This window comes from Maribacter sedimenticola (assembly GCF_900188415.1).
GTDB lineage: Bacteria > Bacteroidota > Bacteroidia > Flavobacteriales > Flavobacteriaceae > Maribacter > Maribacter sedimenticola.
This window is the reverse complement of sequence record NZ_FZNV01000001.1, coordinates 206,755-230,458: the sequence shown is the minus strand read 5'-3', so window position 1 is coordinate 230,458 and position 23,704 is coordinate 206,755. Positions and strand designations below refer to the sequence as shown.

Sequence of the window (23,704 nt, the reverse complement as noted above, 5' to 3'; positions counted from 1 at the left end):
AACAATAGAAACTTTGTATAAATACACCTTTAAGATTTAGAAGAAATCAAAAACAAAATCATAGCAACTAATTAAATACCTTTGGAGACCATAATCGATTTGGTTTTAGAATGCCCATCCAAAAAAACAAACTTTTAAAACGTATATATAAATGGAGGTATAAACATATCTCACAGAAAACATTTATATATATTCTAAGTGTTGTAGTTGGCCTGTTAGCAGGTTTGGCATCGGTTACCCTAAAAAACATCACCTATTTTATTGAAGCATCCCTTGAAAAAGGAATCATTTTTTCCAGTAACCAATTGTATTTCATACTACCTATTATTGGACTCACATTGGTGTATCTATATGTTAAATATGTGCACAAGGAAAAATTGAATCACGCCGTATCCTCCATTCTTTTTTCTTTGTCCAAAAACAAAGGACTTATAGATGTAAAGCAGGTCTACACCCAACTTATAATAGCTCCTCTTACCGTTGGTTTTGGTGGTTCGGTGGGTTTGTTGGGGCCAGCCGTGGCAACCGGTGCCGCTATAAGCTCCAACCTGGGAAGATTGTTCCATATCAATTCAAAGACAAGGTCCCTATTGATTGCTTGTGCATCTGCAGGAGCTATATCGTCTATTTTTCAATCGCCCATTGCGGCCATCATCTTTGCAGTAGAAGTATTTAGTCTTGATCTTACCATGATATCCATGCTACCACTATTATTGGCATCTATAAGTGGTGTGCTTACCTCCTATTTTTTTATGGGAAATGAAGTGTTGTTCAATTTTACGATCACAGAACCTTTTAAAGTAAAGGATACCCTGTTCTACATTCTATTAGGAGTTGGTACTGCCGTAGCTTCTATCTACTTTACCAAAATGTACTTTGGAATCATTAATTTGTTTAAACCCTTAAAAAGTCCAAAATACCGGCTTTTGGTAGGTGGTCTAACCATTGGTGTAATGCTTTATATGATACCGCCATTGTATGGTGAAGGTTTTGTTTTTATAAACAACTTACTAATTGGTGATCATATTCAGGCTTTGGGTAAAACGCCCTTTGACAATTATATAGATAATATTTGGGTCGTAATAGCCTTGCTTTTTGGCATTACCATTTTTAAAGCCGTAGCCATGACCACAACGTTGGCAGCAGGAGGTGCGGGTGGTATATTCATCCCCACTATGGTAATGGGTAGCGCACTGGGTAATGTTGTGGCAAAATTGATTAATAATTCCGGTTTAGGATTTACCGTTTCCGAAAGTAATTTTACCTTGATAGGTATGGCAGGATTAATTGCCGGGGTACAACATGCTCCACTGACCGCAATTTTCCTAATTGCCGAAATTACAGGTGGCTATGCCCTATTTGTGCCTTTAATGATTACTGCGGCCATCTCTTATATAATTACTAAAAACGCGGTAGATTATACAATATATACCAGGGAATTGGCAGAAAGCGGGGAATTATTGACACATAATAAAGATCAGGCGGTCCTTACGCTAATGGATCTTGATACGGTAATAGAAACCAATTTTAAACATGTATATCCAGAAATGACCTTGGGCCAAATGTTGCACGATTCCGTTGCAAAATCTACAAGGAATATTTTTCCGGTAATAGATGCCAATCACAAATTCCTTGGTATTATTTTGTTGGATGATATACGGGAGTTTATGTTTGATACTAAACTGTATACTACCATCAAGGTTGAAACATTTACTCATAAAGCTCCGGACCAAATAAATTATGGTAAGGATAGTATGCAAACGGTAATGCAGAAATTTCAGGATACCGGTGCATGGAACCTTCCTGTAGTCAATAACGGAATATATATGGGTTTTGTGTCCAAATCTAAATTATTGACCGCCTACAGAAGGGAACTTATTAAGTTTACCAAGTAAGAAATGATAAATAGAAAATTATACCATTAATGATGAAATATATTATAACCGCCGTTGTACTCCTATCCATAGGCCTTATAATTTATGGCTTTAACCTTGAGCCTGAACATGCAGATTTGGCGAACAAATATATTGGGTCCGGAACGTTAGGGCTTTTTTTGATTGCCATGCCCTTATTTTTAATTAAAGAAAGTAAAGGCAAAAAATTTAAGGATTATATGCTGACCGATGAAAATGTACGTAAAATGCAAGGAAAAAAACCTAGAACCACTGATAATCAAGACTCTCCAAAAAAATAATTTTCTTAATTTTTGCTATTCAATTTAAAAAACACTTAAATTAGAGTGTAAATTTCAAAATTGCATTCGTATGACTGGTACTGTAAAATTTTATAATGTTTCTAAAGGATATGGCTTCATAACCAATGATGAAACCGGCAAAGATATTTTTGTTCATGCTACGGCATTGAACGGAACTGAACTTAAGGAAGGAGATAAAGTCAGTTATGAGGAAGAAGAAGGAAGAAAAGGTATTGTCGCAGGCCAAGTTCAAGTACAATAAACATATTCTTTTATACTTAAAATGAACAAACCATGTTTTACATGGTTTTTTTATGGTAAAATGTTACTTTCTTTTTCCGGCAAAGAACCGCTGTAATAACAACGCCGCCTCTTGTTCCATTATACCGCCCTCAATGCTCGTTTTAGGGTGCAGGGTCGTTCCCATGGCCCCACAACCTCGTTGAAGATCTTTGGCAGCATATACGATCCTTCCTATCTGGCTCCAATACAAGGCACCCGCGCACATCTGACAAGGTTCCAATGTAACGTACAATGTACAGTCCTTTAAATATTTGCCTCCTAGAAAATTTGCCGCAGAAGTAATTGCCTGCATTTCTGCATGTGCGGTTACATCGTTCAATTTTTCGGTAAGGTTATGGGATCTTGCAATGATTCTATCTTGTATAACGATGACGGCTCCTACGGGTATTTCTCCGGCATCAAAGGCATAAGTTGCCTCTTGCAACGCTTTTTTCATAAAATAACGATCATCGAACGGTAAAACCATACCAGCAAAAATACAACAGTTTCATTTTTATTAAAGTATTTTTGTAGGTTCATTAGGACCACAAAGTGAAAGCAATTCTAGAACATATAGACTCCCCTAAAGATCTCAGAACCTTAAATCCTGAGGAATTGACTCATTTGGCGTTTGAACTACGGCAATTCATTATAGATATAGTGTCTGCCAAAGAAGGACATTTAGGCGCTAGTCTTGGTGTTGTGGAACTTACCATTGCCTTGCATTACACATTTAATACCCCTACGGACAAATTAATTTGGGATGTGGGTCACCAGGCCTATGGCCATAAGATTCTCACGGGAAGAAAAGCTATTTTTGATACCAATAGACAATTTGGAGGTATTAGTGGATTTCCCAAAATGGAGGAAAGTGAGTATGATGCTTTTGGTACGGGGCATAGCTCTACCTCAATTTCCGCACTTTTGGGCATGGCATTGGCTGCAAGGCTACAGGGCAATTTTACACGCCAGCATATTGCGGTAATCGGAGATGCATCCATTGCCAGCGGCATGGCCTTTGAAGGGTTGAACCATGCGGGGGTGACCAATGCAAATATTTTGGTGGTTTTAAACGATAATGCCATGGGTATAGACCCAAGTGTGGGAGCGTTAAAAAAATACCTTACCAATGTTAAGACCGGAACGGCAAAGGAAGAAAATATATTCGAATGCTTAAACTTTCATTATTCCGGTCCGGTAGACGGCCATAACCTACCCCTATTGATCAGCGAACTGGAGCGATTAAAAAAAATTGAAGGCCCTAAGTTATTGCATGTCATTACCATAAAAGGAAAAGGGCTAAAGAAGGCAGAAGAAAACCAGGTTGTTTACCACGCCCCGGGCAAATTTAACAAACAGACCGGCGAACTTGAAAAAAGTAGCACGAACGCACAACCTCCTAAATTTCAGGATGTGTTTGGCAGGACATTGGTAGAACTAGCACTTAAAAATGATAAAATAGTAGGATTAACACCTGCTATGCCCACAGGGAGTTCTATGAAATTTATGATGGATGCATTGCCTGAACGTGCATATGACGTTGGAATAGCCGAGCAACATGCAGTAACCATTGCGGCCGGTATGGCGGCAGATGGATTAATTCCTTTTTGTAATATATATTCCACATTTTTACAACGTGCCTATGATCAGGTTATCCATGATGTGGCGTTACAAAACCTTCCGGTTATTTTTTGCTTAGATCGGGCAGGTCTAGTAGGTGAGGATGGGCCTACCCATCATGGTGTATATGATATAGCCTATTTAAGGTGTATTCCTCATTTAATGGTATGTTCGCCCTTGAACGAAATTGAACTGCGCAATATCATGTACACGGCGCAACTTGGTTTACATGGACCTATTGCTATTAGATATCCTAGAGGAAGGGGCTCCATAGTAAATTGGCAGCAACCAATGAAAAAAGTGGCCTTAGGCAAGGGTCAACAATTAAGAAAAGGAAACCATATAGCCATTTTGAGCACCGGCCCTATAGGAAATAACGTTATTGAACTCCTAAACGAAATAGATTCCGGATCCAAGATTGCACATTATAATTTTCCATTTATTAAACCCTTGGACAAGGAGTTGCTAAAAGATATTTTTCAAAATTTTGATCATATCATTACATTGGAAGATGGAGCGGCCATTGGCGGTTTTGGCAGTGCGGTGCTAGATTTTGCAAATAATATTGAAATGAATAAAATTATTAAGATATTTGGTATCCCAGATGTCTTTATACCCCATGGGCCTACCCTAGAATTGTATAAAGAGGCAGGGATAGATAAGATGTCCGTAAAAAAATATGTACAACAGTTTCTATGAAAAGAATAATTTCAAGATTTCTTCAAAATTTATTCCCGTTGTTTTTTTTGGTTGCATTGGCAACCCAGGCCCAGGATACCATACCGGCACCAATTATTGTAGATAGTGTATATTTAGATAGTACGGCGGTAGATACAATTGTCATACGCCGGACATTGGATAAGATCTATTCACCCAAGAAGGACGTTAACCTGCAAATACCAAACATAGATTTTAAGAAAACCAAGACCTTACAAAAAGGCTTTCAACGATTTAGGGTACCCTCTTTCTGGGAAACCGAAAATAGTTTTGGTATTAATATAAGTGAGGTTGCTTTTGTCAATTGGAACGCTGGTGGAGATAATGCCGTAAGTGGATTAGGGTTCTTAAAATTTGCAAGAAAGTACAAATTCAATAATTTTCAGTGGGAAAACAACCTAGAGCTTCGCTATGGATTAAATGCACAAGAAGGACGTAAACTAAGAAAGACCGAGGATGTAATACGGTTAAGTTCCAATTTAGGCTTTAAGAAGGATAATACTAGTAGATGGTTTTACTCGGTACAGCTCAATTTTAATACCCAGTTTTCCAACGGTTATAAATATCCCGATAGGGATACCCCAATTTCAAGGTTTATGGCACCAGGTTATCTACTGTTTGGGGCGGGTACCTCTTTTATAACAAAAGACGAAAAGTTTAATCTTTATCTATCTCCCCTAACCCAAAAATCTACTTTTGTTTTAGACCAGGATTTGGCGGACAATGGGTCGTTTGGTGTACAGGAAGCCGTTTTAGACGCAGATGGTAACGTAATAACTCCAGGTGAGAACCATTTGCTGGAAATTGGTATACTTATAACCAACAATTTCAATTATACCCTAGCAGATAACATTGAATTAAAAAGTAGGATAAACCTGTATACGGACTACATCAAAAGCTTTGGTAACATTGACGTAGATTGGGAGCTAAACCTACATATGAAGGTCAACAAATATATAAGCACAAGTCTGGGCACCCAATTAATCTATGATGACGATATTCTATTTGATGTGGTAAAAAACGACAATGGCACAATTGTAGACCCCGGCACTCCTAAAATACAGTTTAAACAAGTATTGGGCGTAGGTATACTTTATGGCTTTTAAAGCTGCTTTCCTTTGATCTTGGTATGAATATGTACGGCAGCACTATCGGAAAGACTTGCCACATAACTACAGGTGTTCAATAAAATTTCATAGATAGAGCCCTCAGTTTGCCTATATGGTCCAGGTAAGGTCCGTAAAATTAATTTATGGTAATTAGACACGTTCCGTTCTTTTTTACCGATTAACGCGGCAATATAAACATCAAGAATATCAGATATAATGGTATACCCCGCAATTTCCTTTTCTACCACTTCTTGAGCTTGGTAAATATTCTGTATGCTTAAATTGATGATATCTTCAATTTGGGCCTTATACTTACTTTTATCCATCAACGAACAGTCAAAAGTACCATTTAGAATACTGTCTTCGTTCGCTATAAAAATAGCAACCGCATCTTGGATCAAGGTATTAATGGCCAATGCACGCAAATAGCTTAACCTATCTTCCATAAATTCCAAAGAATTGTATTTTTTGGTATTAATGGTATCCTTAACAAGTTTTATTAAATATTCAAGTGCATAATCTTCTGAGATAAGTCCAAGGTTTATACCATCTTCAAAATCAATTATGGTATAACAGATATCATCTGCCGCTTCTACCAAGAATGTCAATGGATGCCTACCATAGGATATGGTATCAGTAGAACCCCTAAATGGTAATCCAAGGTCTTCCGCAACATCTTTAAAAATGAGTTTTTCACTTTGAAAAAATCCAAACTTTTTATCGCATATATGATCGGAAGGTTTTTTGGGAAGGGATTCCTTTGGATATTTCATAAACGCCCCAAGAGTAGCGTTACTAAGACGTAATCCACCGGTAACACCTGCCCTATTTTGGGTCAACAATCTAAATCCGTTCGCATTTCCTTCAAAATCAATAATATCTTGATATTCCACGTCAGATAACTGTTGTTTAAACCGAACACCATTACCTGTTTTAAAATATTCACCGATTGCTTTTTCCCCACTATGGCCAAAAGGAGGATTTCCAATATCGTGTGCCAGGGCCGCAGCTGCAACAATGGCGCCTATATCATTGAACTTATATCCGTGTACTTCCTGTAAATAAGGATGTTTCTCTATTATCTTCTTCCCTGCAAGCCTTCCTAGACTACGACCAACTACAGAGACCTCCAGGCTATGGGTAAGTCTTGTGTGCACAAAATCTGTTTTGGACAATGGTATTACTTGTGTTTTATCCTGTAAACTTCTAAAAGCCGAAGAAAATATTATCCTGTCATAATCCACGTCAAAACCCAAACGGGTCTCATCCTGCTCATTGCGCAAGCGTTTATTGTTATCTCCCTGTCTACGTAATGAAAGTAATTGCTCCCAGTTCATTTGGTTTTTGTTTGAAGGCTGCAAGATACATTTTTTGCTTTTTCATAAATGGACCAAGCTTCTTTAAAAATAGAAACCGGAACCAAAATCTTAACCATAAGAACATATATTCATAATTGTGACCTAACCTTAACTTAACCTTACAGTCATTTCTTTGCAGAAGAAATTTAAAGTATACATGAAAAGATTAGTTCTTTTATTCGCAATGTTAATTGGTTCTTTAGTGTCCGCACAAGAGACAAGTGCTATTCAGGGTCAAATATTGGACGCTGAATTATTCAATGAGCCATTACTTATGGCTACGGTAACCATTAAGAATACATCTTTAAGCACCCACACTAATTTTAGGGGAAACTTTGAATTTGATAACCTTACACCCGGTTCATACCAACTTTTAGTTCAATTTTTAGGTTATGAACCAATAGAATTACCTGTAACCGTTGCATCTGGTGAAACCAAGAATATACAGGCAAGTTTAAAGGCCAAAACAATGAGCATGGCAGATTTATCAGCCCAAAAAACCTCATCCAGATAATATATTGATATTAGATACGTCTACTGTTTAGCATATAACGCACATATGATTTCTAGTACTACTAGTTTTTGTCGACTTGGTTTTTTGAAATCATAAAGCTACCTACCCGGTAGCTTTTTTTATGCGTCCTATGAAGAAGTCAATGATTGTTATTCAGTTAAAAATTCATTGTATAGCAGAAGAGAAGCATAAAAATACAGGTTACTTTTAATTAAATATGAACTTAACGTTCATTTCGGTAATTTGCAGTCGACAAAAACTAATAGTAAATGAAGTATAACCTTTTTTGGTTTAGCCTTTTTTTGCTGTACTTCAGTGCAATAAAAGGCCAGGAATCCAATGCTCCTACTTTTGGTAATGGATTGTTCAACCTGGTAGGAAAAGATAGTTCCTGGACAATGAAAGTTGAGGCACGTATGCAGATTCTGGCTACAAATACGTGGAACTCTGAGAATGGAGGCCTTACCGACCCGGAACAAAATTTTCTAGTAAGAAGGGCCAGGTTAAAATTTGATGGTTTTGCATATTCCCCCAAATTGGAATACAAAATAGAATTAGGACTTTCCAATCGTGATATTTCCGGAGCTTCCCAATTTACAGGTAATGCCCCACGCTATATTCTTGATGCGGTGGTAAAATGGAATTTTTACGAAAACTTTGTGCTATGGTTTGGTCAAACAAAACTGCCCGGTAATATAGAGCGCGTAATTTCTTCCGGTAATTTATTGCAAGTAGACCGCTCATTATTGAACGGAAGGTTTACAATTGACAGGGATATGGGCTTCCAGTTAAGGCATAAAACCAATATAGGCCAAAAATTTTTGATTCGGGAGATTTTTGCACTATCGCAAGGAGAAGGAAGAAATATTACGACCGGGAATTTGGGCGGACTGCAATATACATCACGATTAGAATTGTTGCCATTTGGAGAATTTTTAGGAAGAGGGGATTATAAGGGAAGTGATCTAAATAGGGAAAAGACTCCAAAACTGATGATCGCAGCTACTTATGACAGTAATCAGAATGCCGTAAAGTCCAGAAGTAACCAAGGCTCCTATCTATTTAATGATGTAGGTTTTTTTGAGACCAATATCAATACCGTCTTTATAGATGCCATGTTTAAGTATAATGGTTTTTCGTTTATGGGTGAATATGCCAATAGAACGGCCAAAGACCCTATAGCTAAAAATTCTGATGGCTCTGCCACGGGGTCCGTAGTTGAAGTGGGTAGCGGCCTAAATTTGCAATCAGGTTATTTATTTGAAAATAACTGGGAAGTATCTGGCCGTTTTACAACTATTGGTTTAGATCAGGAAATAACAGGTCAAAATACTCAAAATCAATATACTTTAGGACTTTCAAAGTATATTGTGGGTCATAAACTTAAAGTGCAGAGCGATCTTAGCTATCTTTCACAAATAGCAAGCACGGATATTTTGACATATAGATTACAATTAGAAGTTCACTTCTAGTAAAATAATAACATTAACCTAACATTGCAGCCATTGGCGATAATGATATTTGCAAATTGATATCGAACGAAATTATGGATAATATATATTTTTTAATGCTTATTGCACTTGCCGTACTGGCCATAGCAGATCTTGTGGTAGGTGTTAGTAACGATGCGGTAAATTTTTTGAATTCCGCCATTGGTTCCAAAGCTATTTCCTTTAAGACCATAATGATTGTCGCCAGTTTTGGAATTGCTGCCGGCGCTTTGTTTTCAAGTGGTATGATGGAAGTGGCGAGAAAGGGAATTTTTAACCCTGGTGAATTCTATTTTGATGAGATCATGTTCATTTTTATGGCCGTGATGATAACGGATATTCTATTACTTGACTTCTTCAATACCTTGGGCATGCCAACTTCAACTACGGTATCCATAGTTTTTGAACTATTGGGTGCGGCCGTAGCCATGTCATTGATCAAAATTGGTGCGGACAATGGTAGTTTTATAGATGTAATCAACTATATCAATAACGATAAGGCCGTTCAAATTATATTTGGCATATTACTATCTGTAGTTGTCGCCTTTACCATAGGTGCAATGGTACAATGGGTATCAAGATTGCTCCTGTCCTATAATTTTGAAAAAAAACCTACATGGGTAGGCGCCCTTTTTGGAGGCTTTGCATTATCGTCCATGACCTACTTCATATTAATGAAGGGAATTGGCGGAACGGCTTTTGCCGGCGAATCTTACGACCTAATTGGGGGTATAACCATTAAAGAGTTTTTAGAAACCCAATTATTTGCTTTGGTTGGGGCAAACTTCTTGGTTTGGTCTACGTTTTCATTTATCTTAATGAAATTTGCCAATGTAAATATTTATAAATTGATTATTGGCGTTGGTACCTTTGCTTTGGCATTAGCTTTTGCCGGTAATGATCTCGTCAATTTCATAGGGGTTCCAATTGCCGCTTGGCAATCTTATGAGGCATGGTTAGCCTCTGGGGTAGAGGCATCGGAATTCAGTATGGGGATTTTGGCCAAAAAGGTCCCAACACCAACATTACTGTTATTTATAGCAGGTATGGTCATGGTCCTTACCTTGTGGTTTTCCAGTAAAGCCAAAAGTGTTGTCAAGACTTCCATAGACCTTTCCAGTCAAGAAGACACCAAAGAAAGGTTTCAACCTAATTTCTTGTCTAGAGGATTGGTACGTTTAGCCATTTCATTATCAACGGTCTTAACGAACGCAATTCCAAGTTCCCTTCAGGAAAAGATAGATAAGCAGTTTAACAAACCTGTAATTGCCCTATCAAAAAAGAAGGTCCATGAACTTCCGGCATTTGATATGGTACGTGCTGCCGTAAACCTTATGGTAGCCGGCATATTAATCTCTATTGCTACATCTTACAAATTACCGTTATCTACAACCTACGTTACTTTTATGGTTGCAATGGGTACTTCACTTGCCGATAGAGCTTGGGGTGCTGAAAGTGCGGTATACAGGGTTGCCGGGGTACTCAATGTAATAGGTGGATGGTTTGGAACCGCCATTATAGCATTTATAGCCTCTGGAATCATATTAACCTTGATCAGTTTTGGAAAGGGTGCCGCGTTGGCAGTACTATTGTTTGCCGCCATTTTATTATTGGCAAGAAATTATATTTCACATAACAAGAAAGCCAAGGAGTTAAAAGCGGAAGATTCACTTAACAGGGCAGAGAGCAGCTCTATACAAGGGGTAATATTTGAAAGCGCCATGAACATTTCCAATGTTCTTAAAAGAACCAATAAAATTTATACCAACACTATAAATGGTTTGGCCAAACAGGACGTAAACTTGCTTAAAAAGAACAAAAAGCAAGGCGAAAAACTCTCCAATGAAATTGATGACCTAAGAGACCATATTTTCTATTTTATCAAAAACTTAGATGAAAATAGCGTTGGGGCCAGTAATTTTTACATTAATACTTTGGGCTATTTAACAGATATTGCTCAATCTCTTGAATATATTGGAAAAGTTAGCCATAAGCATGTAAACAACAATCACAAAAAATTAAAGTATAACCAGATCAAGGAATTAAAGCAAATAGATTTAAAATTGGAGGAAATATTAAATCAGACACAAGATGCTTTTTCAAATCAATCCTTTGAACAAATTGGGAATGTACTAAGTCAGAAACAGGAACTTTTCCAGATGGTATCCGAAAAGATACAGACACAAGTAGCAAGAACAAGGACGGAAGAATCCAGTCCAAAGAACACCACCCTTTATTTTTCACTCTTATTGGAAACTAAGGATTTAATGACATCCGTAATGAATTTGCTACAGCAATATCATAATGAGCACGATAGCTCCGTAGCACCGGCTACGATAGAATCGCCTAAAAAATAATACCGCTGTAACACATTAAAATAATAAGTACCTTGTCCTCATAAATAGTATATGATGACAAGGTATTTTTATTTGGCTACACTACTACTCCTTTCTTTTTCCACTAAGGGCCAAGAACTAACAGGAGAACAATTACTTGAAAATGCCATTTCCTTTCATGATCCACAGGACAATTGGAACACATTTAAAGGCAAGTTGCTTATTGAAATGGAATCTCCCAAAGCCACTTTGCGCAGCACACTAATTGAACTGGACCTTCCCGCAACCTATTTTAAATCTACCGTAAAAAGGGATGATTACACCATAGAATCAGAACTACAAAAAGAGCATTGCGTTTTAAAATACAATGGCAAAACCAATATTGCCCAACAGGTTAGGGATAGTTTAAGAATTACCTGCGATCGCGCTAAACTAATGAAGGATTATTATACGTATTTATATGGCCTGCCAATGAAATTAAAAGATCCTGGTACCCTTATTGACCCCAAGGTGGTTAAACGCACATTTAAAGGAAAAGATTACTTAGTATTGAAGGTCATGTATGAAAAGGAAGTGGGGCAAGATACTTGGTATTTTTATTTTGATCCAAACACCTATGCCATGGAAATCTATCAATTTTATCATGATGAAAGTAAGAACGATGGGGAATATATTCTTTTGACCGATTTATTAACGATGAATGATATAAAATTTCCAAAAACCAGGGCATGGTATTACAATAAGGACAATACCTATCTTGCCACAGATAAGTTACGAATACCACAATAGAACTAACGATAAAAATTCATTTCATCCATATATTTCCAGACTTCCGGTGGTAACATGGGTTTTATATTCTTACCATTTTTATGTGCTTTTCTAATAAAGGTCGATGAAATTTCCATTATTGGTGCGTTGACCCTGTGTATTTTTTCATGTGTTTTAAACCGGTGTTCCACAACACCTTCTGATACTCTTGGGTAAACATAAATAGCGTGGTTTTCCAAAATAGTTTCATAATTTTTCCATTTATGAAATCCTTTTAGATTGTCCTCACCCATAATTAACGAAAAAGTGTATTGGGCAGGATGTTTGTCCATTAAATGTGCAAGTGTATTTACGGTATAATTGGGTTGTGGTAAATCAAACTCAATTTTACTGGGCCTTAATTTTGGATAATCAACGGTAGCCTCATAAACCATTTCATACCGGTGATGGTTGTCCAAAAGTGTTTTTTTGGTCTTAAACGGACTTTGCGGAGTTACCACGAACCAAACCTCATCCAAATCTGAAAACTCCGCCATATGGTTCGCAATGACCAAATGACCTATATGTATAGGGTTAAACGTTCCAAAGTATAAACCAATATTCTTCATTGAAACTATATTAATCCTCTCTTACGAAATCCGCCACAAGGTCAACGGCCTCTTTTAAGGCAACATCTAGATCATAATTCTTGATAATCTTATCAAATTGTGGAGCAGTTGCCAATTCTACGGATGCTTTTGCAATACGCATATTAATTTTATCCTCACTCTCTGTACTTCGTTTCTTAAGTCTGATCTTAAGTTCATCAACACTGGGAGGCTTCACGAACACGGCCAAGGTAATATCTGGAAATTTTTTCTTGATTCTTAGTCCGCCTACCACATCAATATCAAAAATAACGTTCTTACCCTCGGCCCATAGGCGCTCTACTTCACTCTTAAGTGTACCGTAAAAATTATCCCTGTATACTTCTTCCCACTCTAAAAAATCATCGTTTTTTATATGGTTCTTGAACTCGGATACGGACATGAAATAATAATGTTCCTTATTCTTTTCCTTTCCTCTTCTAGGTCTTGAGGTTGCAGAAACAGAAAAGGCCAAGTTCAATTCCGGTTGGGCCAATAGGTGACGTACAATGGTAGTTTTTCCACTTCCTGAGGGTGCAGAAAAAATAATTAATTTTCCCCCTTTCATCTATAATACATTTAACATTTGTTCCTTAATCTTTTCCAGCTCATCTTTCATTTGAACTACTAATTGTTGCATAGGTGCGTAATTGGCCTTAGAACCAATTGTATTGATCTCACGGCCGATCTCTTGAGAAATAAAGCCCAATTTTTTACCGTTACTATCACTTGAACGCAAGGTTTTACCAAAATAATCAAGATGGTTGGCCAGTCTTACCTTTTCTTCGGTGATATCATATTTTTCCAAATAATAGATGAGTTCCTGTTCAAATCTGTTCTCGTCCAAATCGGTCTTTAGGTCTTGAACGGCTTTCTCCAATCTTTCTCTTATCGTTGCTTGACGTTCTGGATCAATGGCCACCACATCTTTTAACAATTGTTGTAAAATGGCAATACGGTCCAAAAAATCCTTTTCTAGCACACCGCCTTCTTCTGACCTAAAGTTATTGATTTCAACCAAAGCCCCTTCCAGTGCCTTTTTAATTGCTATATACTCTTCCTCGTCAATATCTTCCTTTGCGGTTTTCATGGCATCTGGGAATCTAAGCGCCATTTCCAATAATCTTAGGTCATCACCGGTTGCAATATTTTTTAACTGTCCCATATATTGTTTTACAGCGACCTCATTTACTTGAGAAGTAGTTTCATCACCGGTAAGTTCAACATATAGACTAAAATCTACCTTGCCGCGCACCAAGGAGTTGGCTATTATCTTTCTTAGCTCCAATTCCTTTTCCCTATAATTTGAGGGCATACGTGCATTTAAATCGATACTCTTACTATTGAGCGATTTAATTTCTACCGTAATTTTTTTATTGGGCAATTGTATTACATGCTTACCGAAACCGGTCATGGATTGAATCATATACGCATTTTAAATTTTAACAAAGGTAAGGTAAATGTAAAATTCAGGTTTTACAGTAACCTTGTAATAAAAAAAAGGAGCAAACAGCCTATGGGTCGTTTACTCCGTTAAAGCATTTTTTAATAGATTATAGTTCCCTAACCCATATATTCCTAAAGCTCACACGACTATCGTCCCCATGATCTTGCAACAATAAGGGGCCCTTGCCGTGAGGGGGATTTTTGGGCCAACCTATATAAGGAGTGGTACCTTTTAGCTCTACGTGATCTTGTACAAGAACTCCGTTATGAATAACGGTTATATCACCGGATTTTATCTTACCTCCTTCGTCGTTAAACTCAGGGGCATGATAGATAATATCATAAGTATTCCATTCACCAGTGGGTACAGAAGCCATGGCCAATGGCACATGTTGTTTGTAGATTGAAGCCACTTGGCCGTTTACATAGGTCGGGTTGTCGTTTTGGTCCAATATCTGAACTTCATAAATGCCATTAAGAAATACACCGCTATTTCCCCTGTTTTGACCTTTGCTTTGCACAGGCAAAGGAGATTTCCATTCAATATGCAATTGAACGTCACCAAAATTTTGCTTGGTCTGTATATTACCCGTTTTATCATTAACGGTCATACTGCCATCATCATTTAAATGCCATTTTGCGGCAGTACTATCATTGGCACTGATCCAGTTTTCCAAACCTGTACCATTAAAGAGTACAATAGCATCACTTGGTGGTGCCCCATTTACACTTGGTTTTACCACAGGAACCTTTGGTTCATAAAATTCCGTTTCCTCTGGTGTGGTAGGCTCTTCGCCCATATATTCCTCATGTACAATAACGTTGTCCCCCGCTTCGCCCTCTATGGCGTCTACCTGCTCTACCTGAACTTTTTCTTTACAGGATGTAACCCCTAACATCAGGGCGATTATACTAAATAAATAGAAATTTTTCATGAACGTATGCTTAGGTTATAGTTGTTTTATTTTGATGTTTCTAAAGGAAACAATATTACCATGATCCTGTAGACCGATTTTACCCGTTTTAAATGTTCCAAACCCATCCCAACCTGCAAATTTAGAATTGGCGACCATAGTATTCCATTCCTCATTCGCTATGGGAAAAGTCACCATTTCCGTACCGTTCAACATTACTTTTCCACGGTTGTTCTTATGGTCTACGGTCAATTCCATGGTATTCCATTCCCCAACAGGTTTCGTAACATCTTTTGCCGGTGGCACCATATCATATAAAGCACCCGCCTGGTGGGTGGTACCAGCTTTGGCATCTGGGTGTTTGTCATTGTCCAAAATTTGTATTTCAGGTCCGGTTTGGTATCCGGTCTTAAATTTTTCATCTTCATTTACCCCCCAAAACACACCACTGTTTCCACCTTCGGATATTTTCCATTCCAAGGAGAGGACAAAATCGGTAAATTCCTCTTTGGTAACCAAATCGTGATTTACTCTTTTCTCTCCTTCACTAGGCGGCGTATACACCAAGGCATCGCCCTGTATGGTCCATGCACCGCTTACGGAATCACTTTGAAATTCTTTCCATTTATCCAAGGAAGAACCGTCAAACAAAATTTCCCAATCATTTTTAGGCATTTCCACTTCAGCCACATTTGCTTCTGTAGTCTCTTTTTTTTCCTGCTTACATGAAGCAATTAACAACAATACCGCAACACCTAATACTACTTTTTTCATTCTTGCTTTAATTTATAGTCCTAACATTTTTTTCAACATCTCCTTGTCAATTTCCGCGCCTGCAAAATCATCAAAGGTCTTCTCAGTAGCCTCAATGATGTGGTCAGAAATAAATTTGGCCCCTTCACGAGCACCTTGCTCAGGACTTTTAATACAACACTCCCATTCCATTACCGCCCAAACATCACAACCATATTGGGTCAACTTGGAGAATATGGTCTTAAAATCAATTTGTCCATCGCCCAAGGAACGATATCTGCCCGCTCTGTCTCCCCAATCATTATAACCACCAAACGCACCTTTTTTCCCTGTAGGATTAAATTCCGAGTCCTTTACGTGAAAGGATTTTATAAATTCATGATAGTGGTCTATATAGGCAATATAATCTAATTGTTGTAAGACAAAATGGCTTGGATCGTAAAGAATATTTACTCTTTTATGGTTACCCGTAGCTTCCAAAAAACGCTCAAAAGTATCTCCATCATGTAAATCTTCCCCTGGGTGAATTTCGTAACAAACATCTACCCCTTCCTTATCAAAATGATTTAATATCGGCATCCATCTTTTTGCCAGTTCTTCAAAACCCATTTCTACGAGACCGGCAGGTCTTTGGGGCCAAGGGTGCATGGTATGCCACAATAATGATCCGGAAAACGTAGCATGTGCCTTTAACCCTAGCCTTCTACTTGCCGTGGCCGCTTTTTTTACGGTTTCAACGGCCCATGCCGTCCTTGCTTTAGGGTTGCCATGAACATTTTTTGGGGCAAAGGAATCGAACATTAAATCATATGCCGGGTGAACGGCAACTAATTGGCCCTGTAAGTGTGTAGAGAGTTCGGTAATCTCCAACCCGTACGAATTAACCTTCCCTTTCAACTCGTCACAATACGTTTGGCTTTCTGCTGCTTTATCCAAATCGATCAAAAAACTTTCCCAAGTGGGTATTTGTATTCCTTTATATCCCAAATCGGCCGCCCATTTACACATACCATCCAAGGTATTGAATGGAGCTTTACTATCTACGAATTGAGCCAAAAATACCGCTGGACCTTTAATTGTTTTCATAAAATTTTATACTATCGGTTATTTTAATTAGTTCGTTGTACCAATTCCTCAAATATGTCAATTTATCTTATATTTAAGAATTCTATAACACAATTCTGAACACCTTGAAGAATTGCTATAAATATAGGGATTACCAAAAGAAAAAGATAAAAATTAAGGCATGAATCAAGATGAAGTTTACGATGCAATTGTAGTTGGAACTGGAATAAGTGGTGGTTGGGCCGCAAAGGAATTAACAGAGAACGGTTTAAGAACATTGGTTCTTGAACGCGGTAGAATGGTAAAACATATAGAAGATTACCCCACCATGCATGATGACCCATGGGATTATCCTTTAAAAGGGGAACTATCCAAGGAAGAAAAGAAAAATTTTCCTGTACAATCTAGGGTAAACTGGGCGCCAAAACAGGATGTAAAGCATTTTTTTGTCAATGATCTTGACCACCCCTATGTAGAGACCAAACGTTTTGATTGGATCAGGGGCTATCAAGTTGGGGGCAGGTCCTTAACATGGGGACGGCAGAGTTATCGTTGGAGCAATATAGATTTTGAAGCGAACAAAAAGGAAAATATTGGTGTTGATTGGCCCGTTAGATACAAGGATATTTCACCTTGGTATGATAAGGTTGAAGAATATATAGGAGTCAGTGGTGAAAATTTAGGCTTGGAGGTATTGCCCGATGGTAAATTTCAGCCGGCCATGAAACTGAATTGTGTGGAAGATGATTTTAAGAAACTGACTTCTGAAAAATTTGATGACGGACGGTTAATTACCATTGGCCGTACTGCGCACATCACCGACCCAAATGCCAATTTTGAAGGCAGGGGCACCTGTCAAAATAGGGACCGATGTTGGAGGGGCTGTCCTTTTGGAGGTTATTTTAGCAGTAATTCATCTACCCTACCGGCAGCGGAACGTACAGGTAATATGACCTTACGGCCAAACTCCATCGTCTACGAAATCATATATGACGATGCTACAAAAAAAGCTACCGGCGTTAAGGTCATAGATGCGGAAACCAATGAACAATTGGTATTCAAGGCTAAAGTGATTTTTCTGTGCGCATCTGCCATGGCATCCGTAGGTATCTTATTACAATCTAAATCTGAACGTTTTCCCAACGGGCTTGGCAATGATTCTGATGCCTTGGGACGTGGTATCATGGACCATCATTATAAATTGGGCGCATCTGCCAAGGTTGACGGCTATTTAGATAAATATTACAAGGGTAGACAGCCTACCGGATTTTACATTCCACGTTTTGTCAATTTAAACGATAAGACCAAAAAGGACAATTATGTACGTGGGTTTGGTTATCAAGGAAGGGCAAGTAGGGGCGACTGGAGCGAAACCATAGCCGAAATGAGCTATGGCAAAGATTTAAAAGACCACATTCTTAAACCTGGCCATTGGACCATAGGGGTAACAGGATTTGGGGAATTTTTACCCTATGACGACAACCGTGTAACACTAAGCCCTACGGAAAAGGATAAATGGGGACTTCCACAATTAGCTTTTGATGTGGAGTTCAAGGAAAACGAATACAACATGCGGGAAGACATTAAAAAAGAAATTGTAAAAATGTTCAAAAGCGCCGGATTTAAGGATATAAGCGCCTATGACCAAGAAACCGGTCCTGGATTGGGCATTCATGAAATGGGTGGCGCACGTATGGGACATTCTCACAAAACTTCCATTGTCAATAAACACAACCAAGTACATCTTGTTCCTAATGTATACGTCACAGATGGGGCGTTTATGTCTTCCTCAAGCTGTGTAAATCCTTCTTTAACCTATATGGCATTTACCGCTAGGGCGGCAAACCACGCAGCAGAACAATTAAAGTTGGGCAAATTCTCATCATAAGGTAAATTTGAACATCGCATTCATTTAATTAATATCAATTTAAAAAGATAATTTATAGCTATGGAAAATGCTTCGGCAAGAAATATGTGGGGAGATTATTTAGACTCCCATTTGGAACATGCTTTTAACGAAAGTCCAAAAACCCTTTATTTTGGGGATAATGAAAAAGACGCAGATGAATTGGCGGCATTGGCTAAAAATGGCAGCAAAAAAGCTACGTCCCATTCCTTGTTAGGTTTACAACATAGAAATGAAGCACTTCCTAAAATAGGTGAATTTATAGTCGTTACAAATTGGAAAGGCGAGGCACAATGTATTGTGCGTACAACGGCCGTAACCCTAAAACCCTATTTTAGTATAGATGCATCTTACGCTCAATTGGAAGGTGAAGGCGACAAGTCCTTGGATTACTGGAAAAAAGTACACTGGGACTATTATACAAGGGAATTAAGTGCCTTTGACAGGGAACCAAAGGAAAGTATGATTATTGTTTGTCAAGAATTTGAAAAAGTATTTTAAAACAAAGAGCCGCTAATAGCGGCTCTATTTAATTGTAGGTCTTTCCTATTAATCTTCTAAACTTACCCAAACATTTCCATTCTTATTGGAATCTACCGTCGCTTCAATAAAGTTCATTCCGCGCACGCCATCTGTCATAGTAGGGAATTCACCGTCATTATATGCTTGCCCCCTAATAGCTTTTGCGACTCCTTTATAAATATTGGCCATAGAATCAAATATTCCTTCTGGATGGCCTGCCGGTAATTTAGTACCGTCCAAAGACAATTCAGAGTTATAGGCATGCCCCGGTTTATAGACCTGGGTAGGTTCCGTATCACTTAATTTATATAAGAAGTTAGGTCGTTCCTGCTCCCATCTAAAAGCTCCTTTTTCTCCATAAATGGCTATGGCCAATCCGTTTTCTTCCCCAGTAGCTACTTGACTACCTCTAATAACCCCTTTTACATGGTCTCCCATACGGATCAGTACCGTTCCATCTACATCCATCTTATTGTCTTCATATAGGTAGTTAAAATCGCAAAGCAATTTGTTGACTTTAAGTCCCGTAGTATATTCCACCATGTTAAAGGCATGTACCCCAATATCTGCCATACATGAACTAATACCAGCTTTAGTGGGGTCTAACCTCCAAACGGAAGATCTTTTCTCCTTATCATGGATTATGGTATTGATCCAACCTTGATAGTAGACCGCATCTACTTTATGAATTTTGCCCAAAGCACCCGCTTTGATCATCTCACGCATTTGACGAACCATAGGATACCCTGTATATGTATGGGTCAATGCGAAGACCGTACCTGCTTTTTCATGTGACTTTTGCAAATCCTTTGCTTCTTCAAGAGAAGTGGTCATTGGTTTTTCGCATATAACGTGAAATCCATTGTCCAATAATTTCTTGGCCATTGGATAGTGTAAGAAATTAGGGGTTAGTACTGAGCAGACCTGTATACGTTGATCCTCAGGTAATTTCAACTCCTCCTCAATTAGAGTATCAAAGTCCTTATAAATTCTATTCAATGGAACATCAATTTCCTCGGCAAAGGCCTTGTTGGCCTCAAAATCAGGATTGAAAACTGCTCCTGTAATTTCATAATTATCATTGATTTGTGAGGCTACCCTATGTAGCACACCTATTAGGGAATCGCCTCCCCCTCCTAATATTCCTAATCGTATTTTCTTTGGCATTTTAGTTGTTGTTTAAATTGAAAAATTTATAAATAGTATCCTAACGGATGGTTTATCTTTTTTGGTTCTTGGTTTTTACTAGTATATCTAGTGGACAGAAATCAATTTTCAGGCGTTTAAATTAAAGAATTTATCTAAGACTGATAATCTATTTTCTCGGTTTTAAAGAAAATTGCGAACAATACAAATACAACAAAGGCAAATCCTGCGGGATACATCCAAATGGTCTTCCAAATATGTGTTCCGTCCTCTAAGAGATACCATGTAGAAATTTTTCCCGCTATCCAAAAACCGATCAACATACCTATACCATAAGTTGCAAGGGTAATCAGCCCTTGTGCAGAACTTTTATATGCCTCCCCGGCCTTACTGTCCGTATAGATTTGGCCGCTCACAAAGAAAAAATCATAGCATATACCATGCAAGGCAATGCCAATAATCAACATAAAACCAAGTTCGTTAACATTGCCATAAGCAAATAACATATAGCGCAATACCCATGCACCCATGGCCACCAATATTGTTTTCTTAAAACCGAACTTTGTAAAAAAGTAAGGCAGAAGTAACATAAAGGCAATTTCAGAAATTTGGCCAATAGTCATTTTACCGGTTGCATTATCCATACCAATTTCAACAAGAAACGGGTTAGCATTTTGATAGTAAAATGCCAATGGAATACATATTAAGACCGATGACAAAAAGAACACCAAAAAATTTCTATCCTTAAATAAGCCTAAAGAATCCAACCCTAAAATTTCCTTGATCGTAACATTTTTGGAACGTATTACCTTGGGCGGTGTTTTAGGTAATGTAAAGCTGAACAATCCTAACAGTAATGAGGCTAAAGCGGTCATTAAAAAAGTGTTTTTTAAAAAGCCCTGTTCTATGGATTCTCCCTTATCCCAATGAAATATAAAGCTAATGGAAAGTCCTGCAACAATCCAGCCCAAGGTTCCAAAAACCCTCACCAATGAAAATTCCTTTGCAGGATTTTTCATTTGATTAAAAGAAACGGAATTTACAAGGGCCAACGTAGGCATATAAACAATCATATATGCCAAGACCAAAATATAGAATCCTTCAAAAGCGGAACTTTCATACATTAAATACATGAGAACCGCCCCTAGTAGATGTAATACTCCCAAAATCCTTTCCGCATTAAAATAACGGTCTGCAATAATACCTATAACAAATGGTGCAATAATGGCTCCCCAAGATTGCGTTGAAAAGGCCAAGGCAATTTCCCCGTCCGTAGCCTGTAAATTATTTCCTAAAAAAGTTCCTAGGGTTACGAACCACGCCCCCCAAATAAAAAACTCCAGGAACATCATTGAGCAGAGTTGTGCCCTTACCGCATTTTTCATTTATCTTTTATAATGAATGTAATCCATGCCAATAGGATGTTCTCCTTGAACTCTAAAATCTACCGCTATTTGTCCACGATGGTTCGTAGAATGATTTATGATATGAAAAAGCATATCCTGTAAGGTATTGGTAAATAGCCTCCCTTCACTATTTTCATAGTCTATTCGCCTATCAAAATTATCGGCGTTGGAAATGATCTCAAATGAACTTCGTTGATTTTCATAGTGAATATCTGCCCAATCTTTTAGATCATGCTCTTGCCAAACTTGAAAATCACTGGGTTTTTGCAAAATTCTTGCATTCCAGATATGGTGTGCATTTAAAATGTGACAGAACAACCTACTAATATTTGGCGGAACGGTGTTCAAGGCCAGACATTTTTCTATCAGCTTTTTGTTACAGTGAAAATTGTAATCGAATAATTCATTGAAAAATGGTTCCATACACTAGTTCATGTAGATTATTCTATTTCGTTGGCGGCCTTCAGAAGCAAATTCCTTGTTGCAATTATTCCATCTTCCTCACTAATTTCCGACCCTTCATATTCCACGCCTATGTAACCGGTATATCCTGCATCTTTAACAATTTTCAACATTTTTACATAGTCTATCCCAGTATCATAACCATCGGCATCAAAATTGTTGGATTTTGCACTCACCGCCTTCGCATAGGGCATTAATTCCTTTACCCCCTTGTATTTATCGTACTCCTTAACACAATCCCAACTATTTGGCTTGCGCTCAATACAGAAATTACCAAAATCCGGTAAGCTTCCACAGTTGTCCATATTTACGGTTTCCATAACTTTAGCATGAAGTTCTCCGTTAGAGGATAGACCTCCATGATTCTCCACCAAAACGTTAATATTCTTCGTTTTGGCATAAGTAGCCAATTTAGTAAGTCCGTCCACAGAATTTTTGATCCATTCCTCCGGTTCATTACTTCCATTTAAATTGACCCTAATTGCATGACAACCCATAGCAGCGGCAGCATCTACCCATTTTTTATGTTTTTCAACGGTCTCATTTCTTTCCGCTTCATCGGATACCGCTAAATTACCTTGGCCATCTATCATGATCAGCACATTGGTCATTCCATGTTTTTTGGCTTCCGCATTGGACTTTGCAACAAAATTGGCCATGGCCTCTTCAGAATAATTTGCACTTTCTAACTCTGGGTTATATAATTGGCTTACATATTCCAAACCGGTAAAGCCCCAGTTTTTAGCCTTTTCCGCAAAGGTATAAGGGTCTACACCGTCTTCTCTGATCATTTTATGCATAGACCATTGGGCCAATGAAAGCTCAAAGAAAGGTTCAACAGTGCTGGCCGTGGAAGTTATTTCTGAATTTTCTACATTTTCTTTTTTCGTTTCCTTACAAGCGTAAGTACCTAGTAACGAGATGCCAATACCTACTAAGGAGGCAATTTTTACAAATCTTTTTCTTTTCATTTTTGGTTGTTTGTTGTTGTTTGAAAATATAATTATTGCAATGAACGTTAAAATTCCCAGTAAGTTCATTAAACTGACTACATGCTAGTTTTAGCGAAT

Annotated in this window: 23 protein-coding genes; 11 read left to right on the top strand and 12 right to left on the bottom strand. The window is 38.0% G+C overall.

All coding sequences use genetic code 11. From position 1 onward, the window contains the following. The first annotated feature begins 110 nt into the window (after positions 1-110). From CHB68_RS01010 to CHB68_RS01000, 3 genes are all read left to right on the top strand, one after another. Entirely contained in the window at positions 111-1,895 is a 1,785-nt protein-coding gene (locus tag CHB68_RS01010) for a chloride channel protein (RefSeq protein ID WP_089258696.1), read from the top strand. A 29-nt stretch (positions 1,896-1,924) separates the two neighbouring features. Next, positions 1,925-2,194, top strand: a complete 270-nt coding sequence (locus CHB68_RS01005; protein ID WP_317043794.1) for a hypothetical protein — start codon at positions 1,925-1,927, stop codon at positions 2,192-2,194. A 70-nt stretch (positions 2,195-2,264) separates the two neighbouring features. Further along, entirely contained in the window at positions 2,265-2,456 is a 192-nt protein-coding gene (locus CHB68_RS01000; RefSeq protein WP_089258693.1) for a cold-shock protein, read from the top strand. Positions 2,457-2,519: 63 nt separating this feature from the next. Here the strand turns inward: CHB68_RS01000 and CHB68_RS00995 are convergent, their stop codons facing one another. Further along, positions 2,520-2,963, bottom strand: coding sequence for a nucleoside deaminase (locus CHB68_RS00995; protein ID WP_089258691.1), 444 nt, complete (start codon positions 2,961-2,963; stop codon positions 2,520-2,522). Positions 2,964-3,028: 65 nt separating this feature from the next. Here CHB68_RS00995 and CHB68_RS00990 point away from each other — a divergent pair, with 65 nt between their 5' ends. Next, positions 3,029-4,795, top strand: coding sequence for a 1-deoxy-D-xylulose-5-phosphate synthase (locus CHB68_RS00990; RefSeq protein WP_089258689.1), 1,767 nt, complete (start codon positions 3,029-3,031; stop codon positions 4,793-4,795). Then, positions 4,792-5,919 carry a DUF3078 domain-containing protein gene (locus CHB68_RS00985; RefSeq protein WP_089258687.1) on the top strand — a complete coding sequence of 376 codons (1,128 nt, stop codon included), beginning with the start codon at positions 4,792-4,794 and terminating at the stop codon, positions 5,917-5,919. Before CHB68_RS00990 ends, CHB68_RS00985 begins: the two co-directional genes overlap by 4 nt. Here CHB68_RS00985 and dgt read toward each other — a convergent pair. Further along, on the bottom strand, positions 5,916-7,259 hold the full coding sequence (dgt, locus tag CHB68_RS00980) for a dGTP triphosphohydrolase (protein ID WP_089258685.1): 1,344 nt from the start codon (positions 7,257-7,259) through the stop codon (positions 5,916-5,918). The two genes, CHB68_RS00985 and dgt, sit on opposite strands and share 4 nt — an antisense overlap. Before the next feature lie 178 nt (positions 7,260-7,437). On the opposite strand from dgt, the gene CHB68_RS00975 reads away from it, so the two are divergent. The 4 genes from CHB68_RS00975 to CHB68_RS00960 all read left to right on the top strand — a co-directional run bounded on the left by CHB68_RS00975 (position 7,438) and on the right by CHB68_RS00960 (position 12,409). Continuing rightward, positions 7,438-7,794: a carboxypeptidase-like regulatory domain-containing protein gene (locus CHB68_RS00975; RefSeq protein WP_089258683.1), complete on the top strand. Its 357-nt coding sequence runs from the start codon at positions 7,438-7,440 to the stop codon at positions 7,792-7,794. A gap of 269 nt (positions 7,795-8,063) precedes the next feature. Next, a complete protein-coding gene (locus tag CHB68_RS00970) occupies positions 8,064-9,266 on the top strand; it encodes a porin (protein ID WP_089258681.1) in 1,203 nt (400 codons plus the stop codon). Positions 9,267-9,340: 74 nt separating this feature from the next. Next, positions 9,341-11,641, top strand: coding sequence for an inorganic phosphate transporter (locus CHB68_RS00965; RefSeq protein ID WP_089258679.1), 2,301 nt, complete (start codon positions 9,341-9,343; stop codon positions 11,639-11,641). Between the two features lie 51 nt (positions 11,642-11,692). Further along, positions 11,693-12,409: a DUF6503 family protein gene (locus tag CHB68_RS00960; protein WP_317043793.1), complete on the top strand. Its 717-nt coding sequence runs from the start codon at positions 11,693-11,695 to the stop codon at positions 12,407-12,409. Between the two features lie 2 nt (positions 12,410-12,411). On the opposite strand, the gene nadD is transcribed toward CHB68_RS00960, so the two are convergent. The 6 genes from nadD to CHB68_RS00930 all read right to left on the bottom strand — a co-directional run bounded on the left by nadD (position 12,412) and on the right by CHB68_RS00930 (position 17,213). Then, positions 12,412-12,996, bottom strand: coding sequence for a nicotinate (nicotinamide) nucleotide adenylyltransferase (gene nadD / locus CHB68_RS00955; protein WP_089258675.1), 585 nt, complete (start codon positions 12,994-12,996; stop codon positions 12,412-12,414). Between the two features lie 10 nt (positions 12,997-13,006). Further along, positions 13,007-13,582 (bottom strand): guanylate kinase, encoded by a 576-nt coding sequence (gene gmk, locus CHB68_RS00950; RefSeq protein WP_089258673.1) that lies wholly within the window; start codon positions 13,580-13,582, stop codon positions 13,007-13,009. Then, complete coding sequence (locus CHB68_RS00945; RefSeq protein WP_089258671.1) at positions 13,583-14,440, bottom strand: YicC/YloC family endoribonuclease; 858 nt, start codon at positions 14,438-14,440, stop codon at positions 13,583-13,585. Positions 14,441-14,567: 127 nt separating this feature from the next. Then, complete coding sequence (locus CHB68_RS00940; protein WP_089258669.1) at positions 14,568-15,395, bottom strand: 3-keto-disaccharide hydrolase; 828 nt, start codon at positions 15,393-15,395, stop codon at positions 14,568-14,570. 15 nt (positions 15,396-15,410) lie between these two features. Next, positions 15,411-16,148, bottom strand: a complete 738-nt coding sequence (locus CHB68_RS00935; protein ID WP_089258667.1) for a 3-keto-disaccharide hydrolase — start codon at positions 16,146-16,148, stop codon at positions 15,411-15,413. A 12-nt stretch (positions 16,149-16,160) separates the two neighbouring features. Next, a complete protein-coding gene (locus CHB68_RS00930; RefSeq protein ID WP_089258665.1) occupies positions 16,161-17,213 on the bottom strand; it encodes a sugar phosphate isomerase/epimerase family protein in 1,053 nt (350 codons plus the stop codon). A gap of 160 nt (positions 17,214-17,373) precedes the next feature. Between CHB68_RS00930 and CHB68_RS00925 the strand changes: the two genes are divergently transcribed. Then, complete coding sequence (locus tag CHB68_RS00925; RefSeq protein ID WP_089258663.1) at positions 17,374-19,080, top strand: GMC oxidoreductase; 1,707 nt, start codon at positions 17,374-17,376, stop codon at positions 19,078-19,080. Between the two features lie 60 nt (positions 19,081-19,140). Further along, positions 19,141-19,599: an ASCH domain-containing protein gene (locus tag CHB68_RS00920; RefSeq protein ID WP_089258661.1), complete on the top strand. Its 459-nt coding sequence runs from the start codon at positions 19,141-19,143 to the stop codon at positions 19,597-19,599. Between the two features lie 48 nt (positions 19,600-19,647). Here CHB68_RS00920 and CHB68_RS00915 read toward each other — a convergent pair whose 3' ends face one another. The 4 genes from CHB68_RS00915 to CHB68_RS00900 all read right to left on the bottom strand — a co-directional run bounded on the left by CHB68_RS00915 (position 19,648) and on the right by CHB68_RS00900 (position 23,605). Then, positions 19,648-20,787, bottom strand: a complete 1,140-nt coding sequence (locus CHB68_RS00915) for a Gfo/Idh/MocA family protein (protein ID WP_089258659.1) — start codon at positions 20,785-20,787, stop codon at positions 19,648-19,650. Between the two features lie 134 nt (positions 20,788-20,921). After that, entirely contained in the window at positions 20,922-22,151 is a 1,230-nt protein-coding gene (locus tag CHB68_RS00910) for a nucleoside permease (RefSeq protein WP_089258657.1), read from the bottom strand. Continuing rightward, entirely contained in the window at positions 22,152-22,595 is a 444-nt protein-coding gene (locus tag CHB68_RS00905) for a DinB family protein (RefSeq protein ID WP_089258655.1), read from the bottom strand. 17 nt (positions 22,596-22,612) lie between these two features. Next, positions 22,613-23,605: a sugar phosphate isomerase/epimerase family protein gene (locus CHB68_RS00900; protein ID WP_089259730.1), complete on the bottom strand. Its 993-nt coding sequence runs from the start codon at positions 23,603-23,605 to the stop codon at positions 22,613-22,615. Positions 23,606-23,704: the final 99 nt, after the last annotated feature.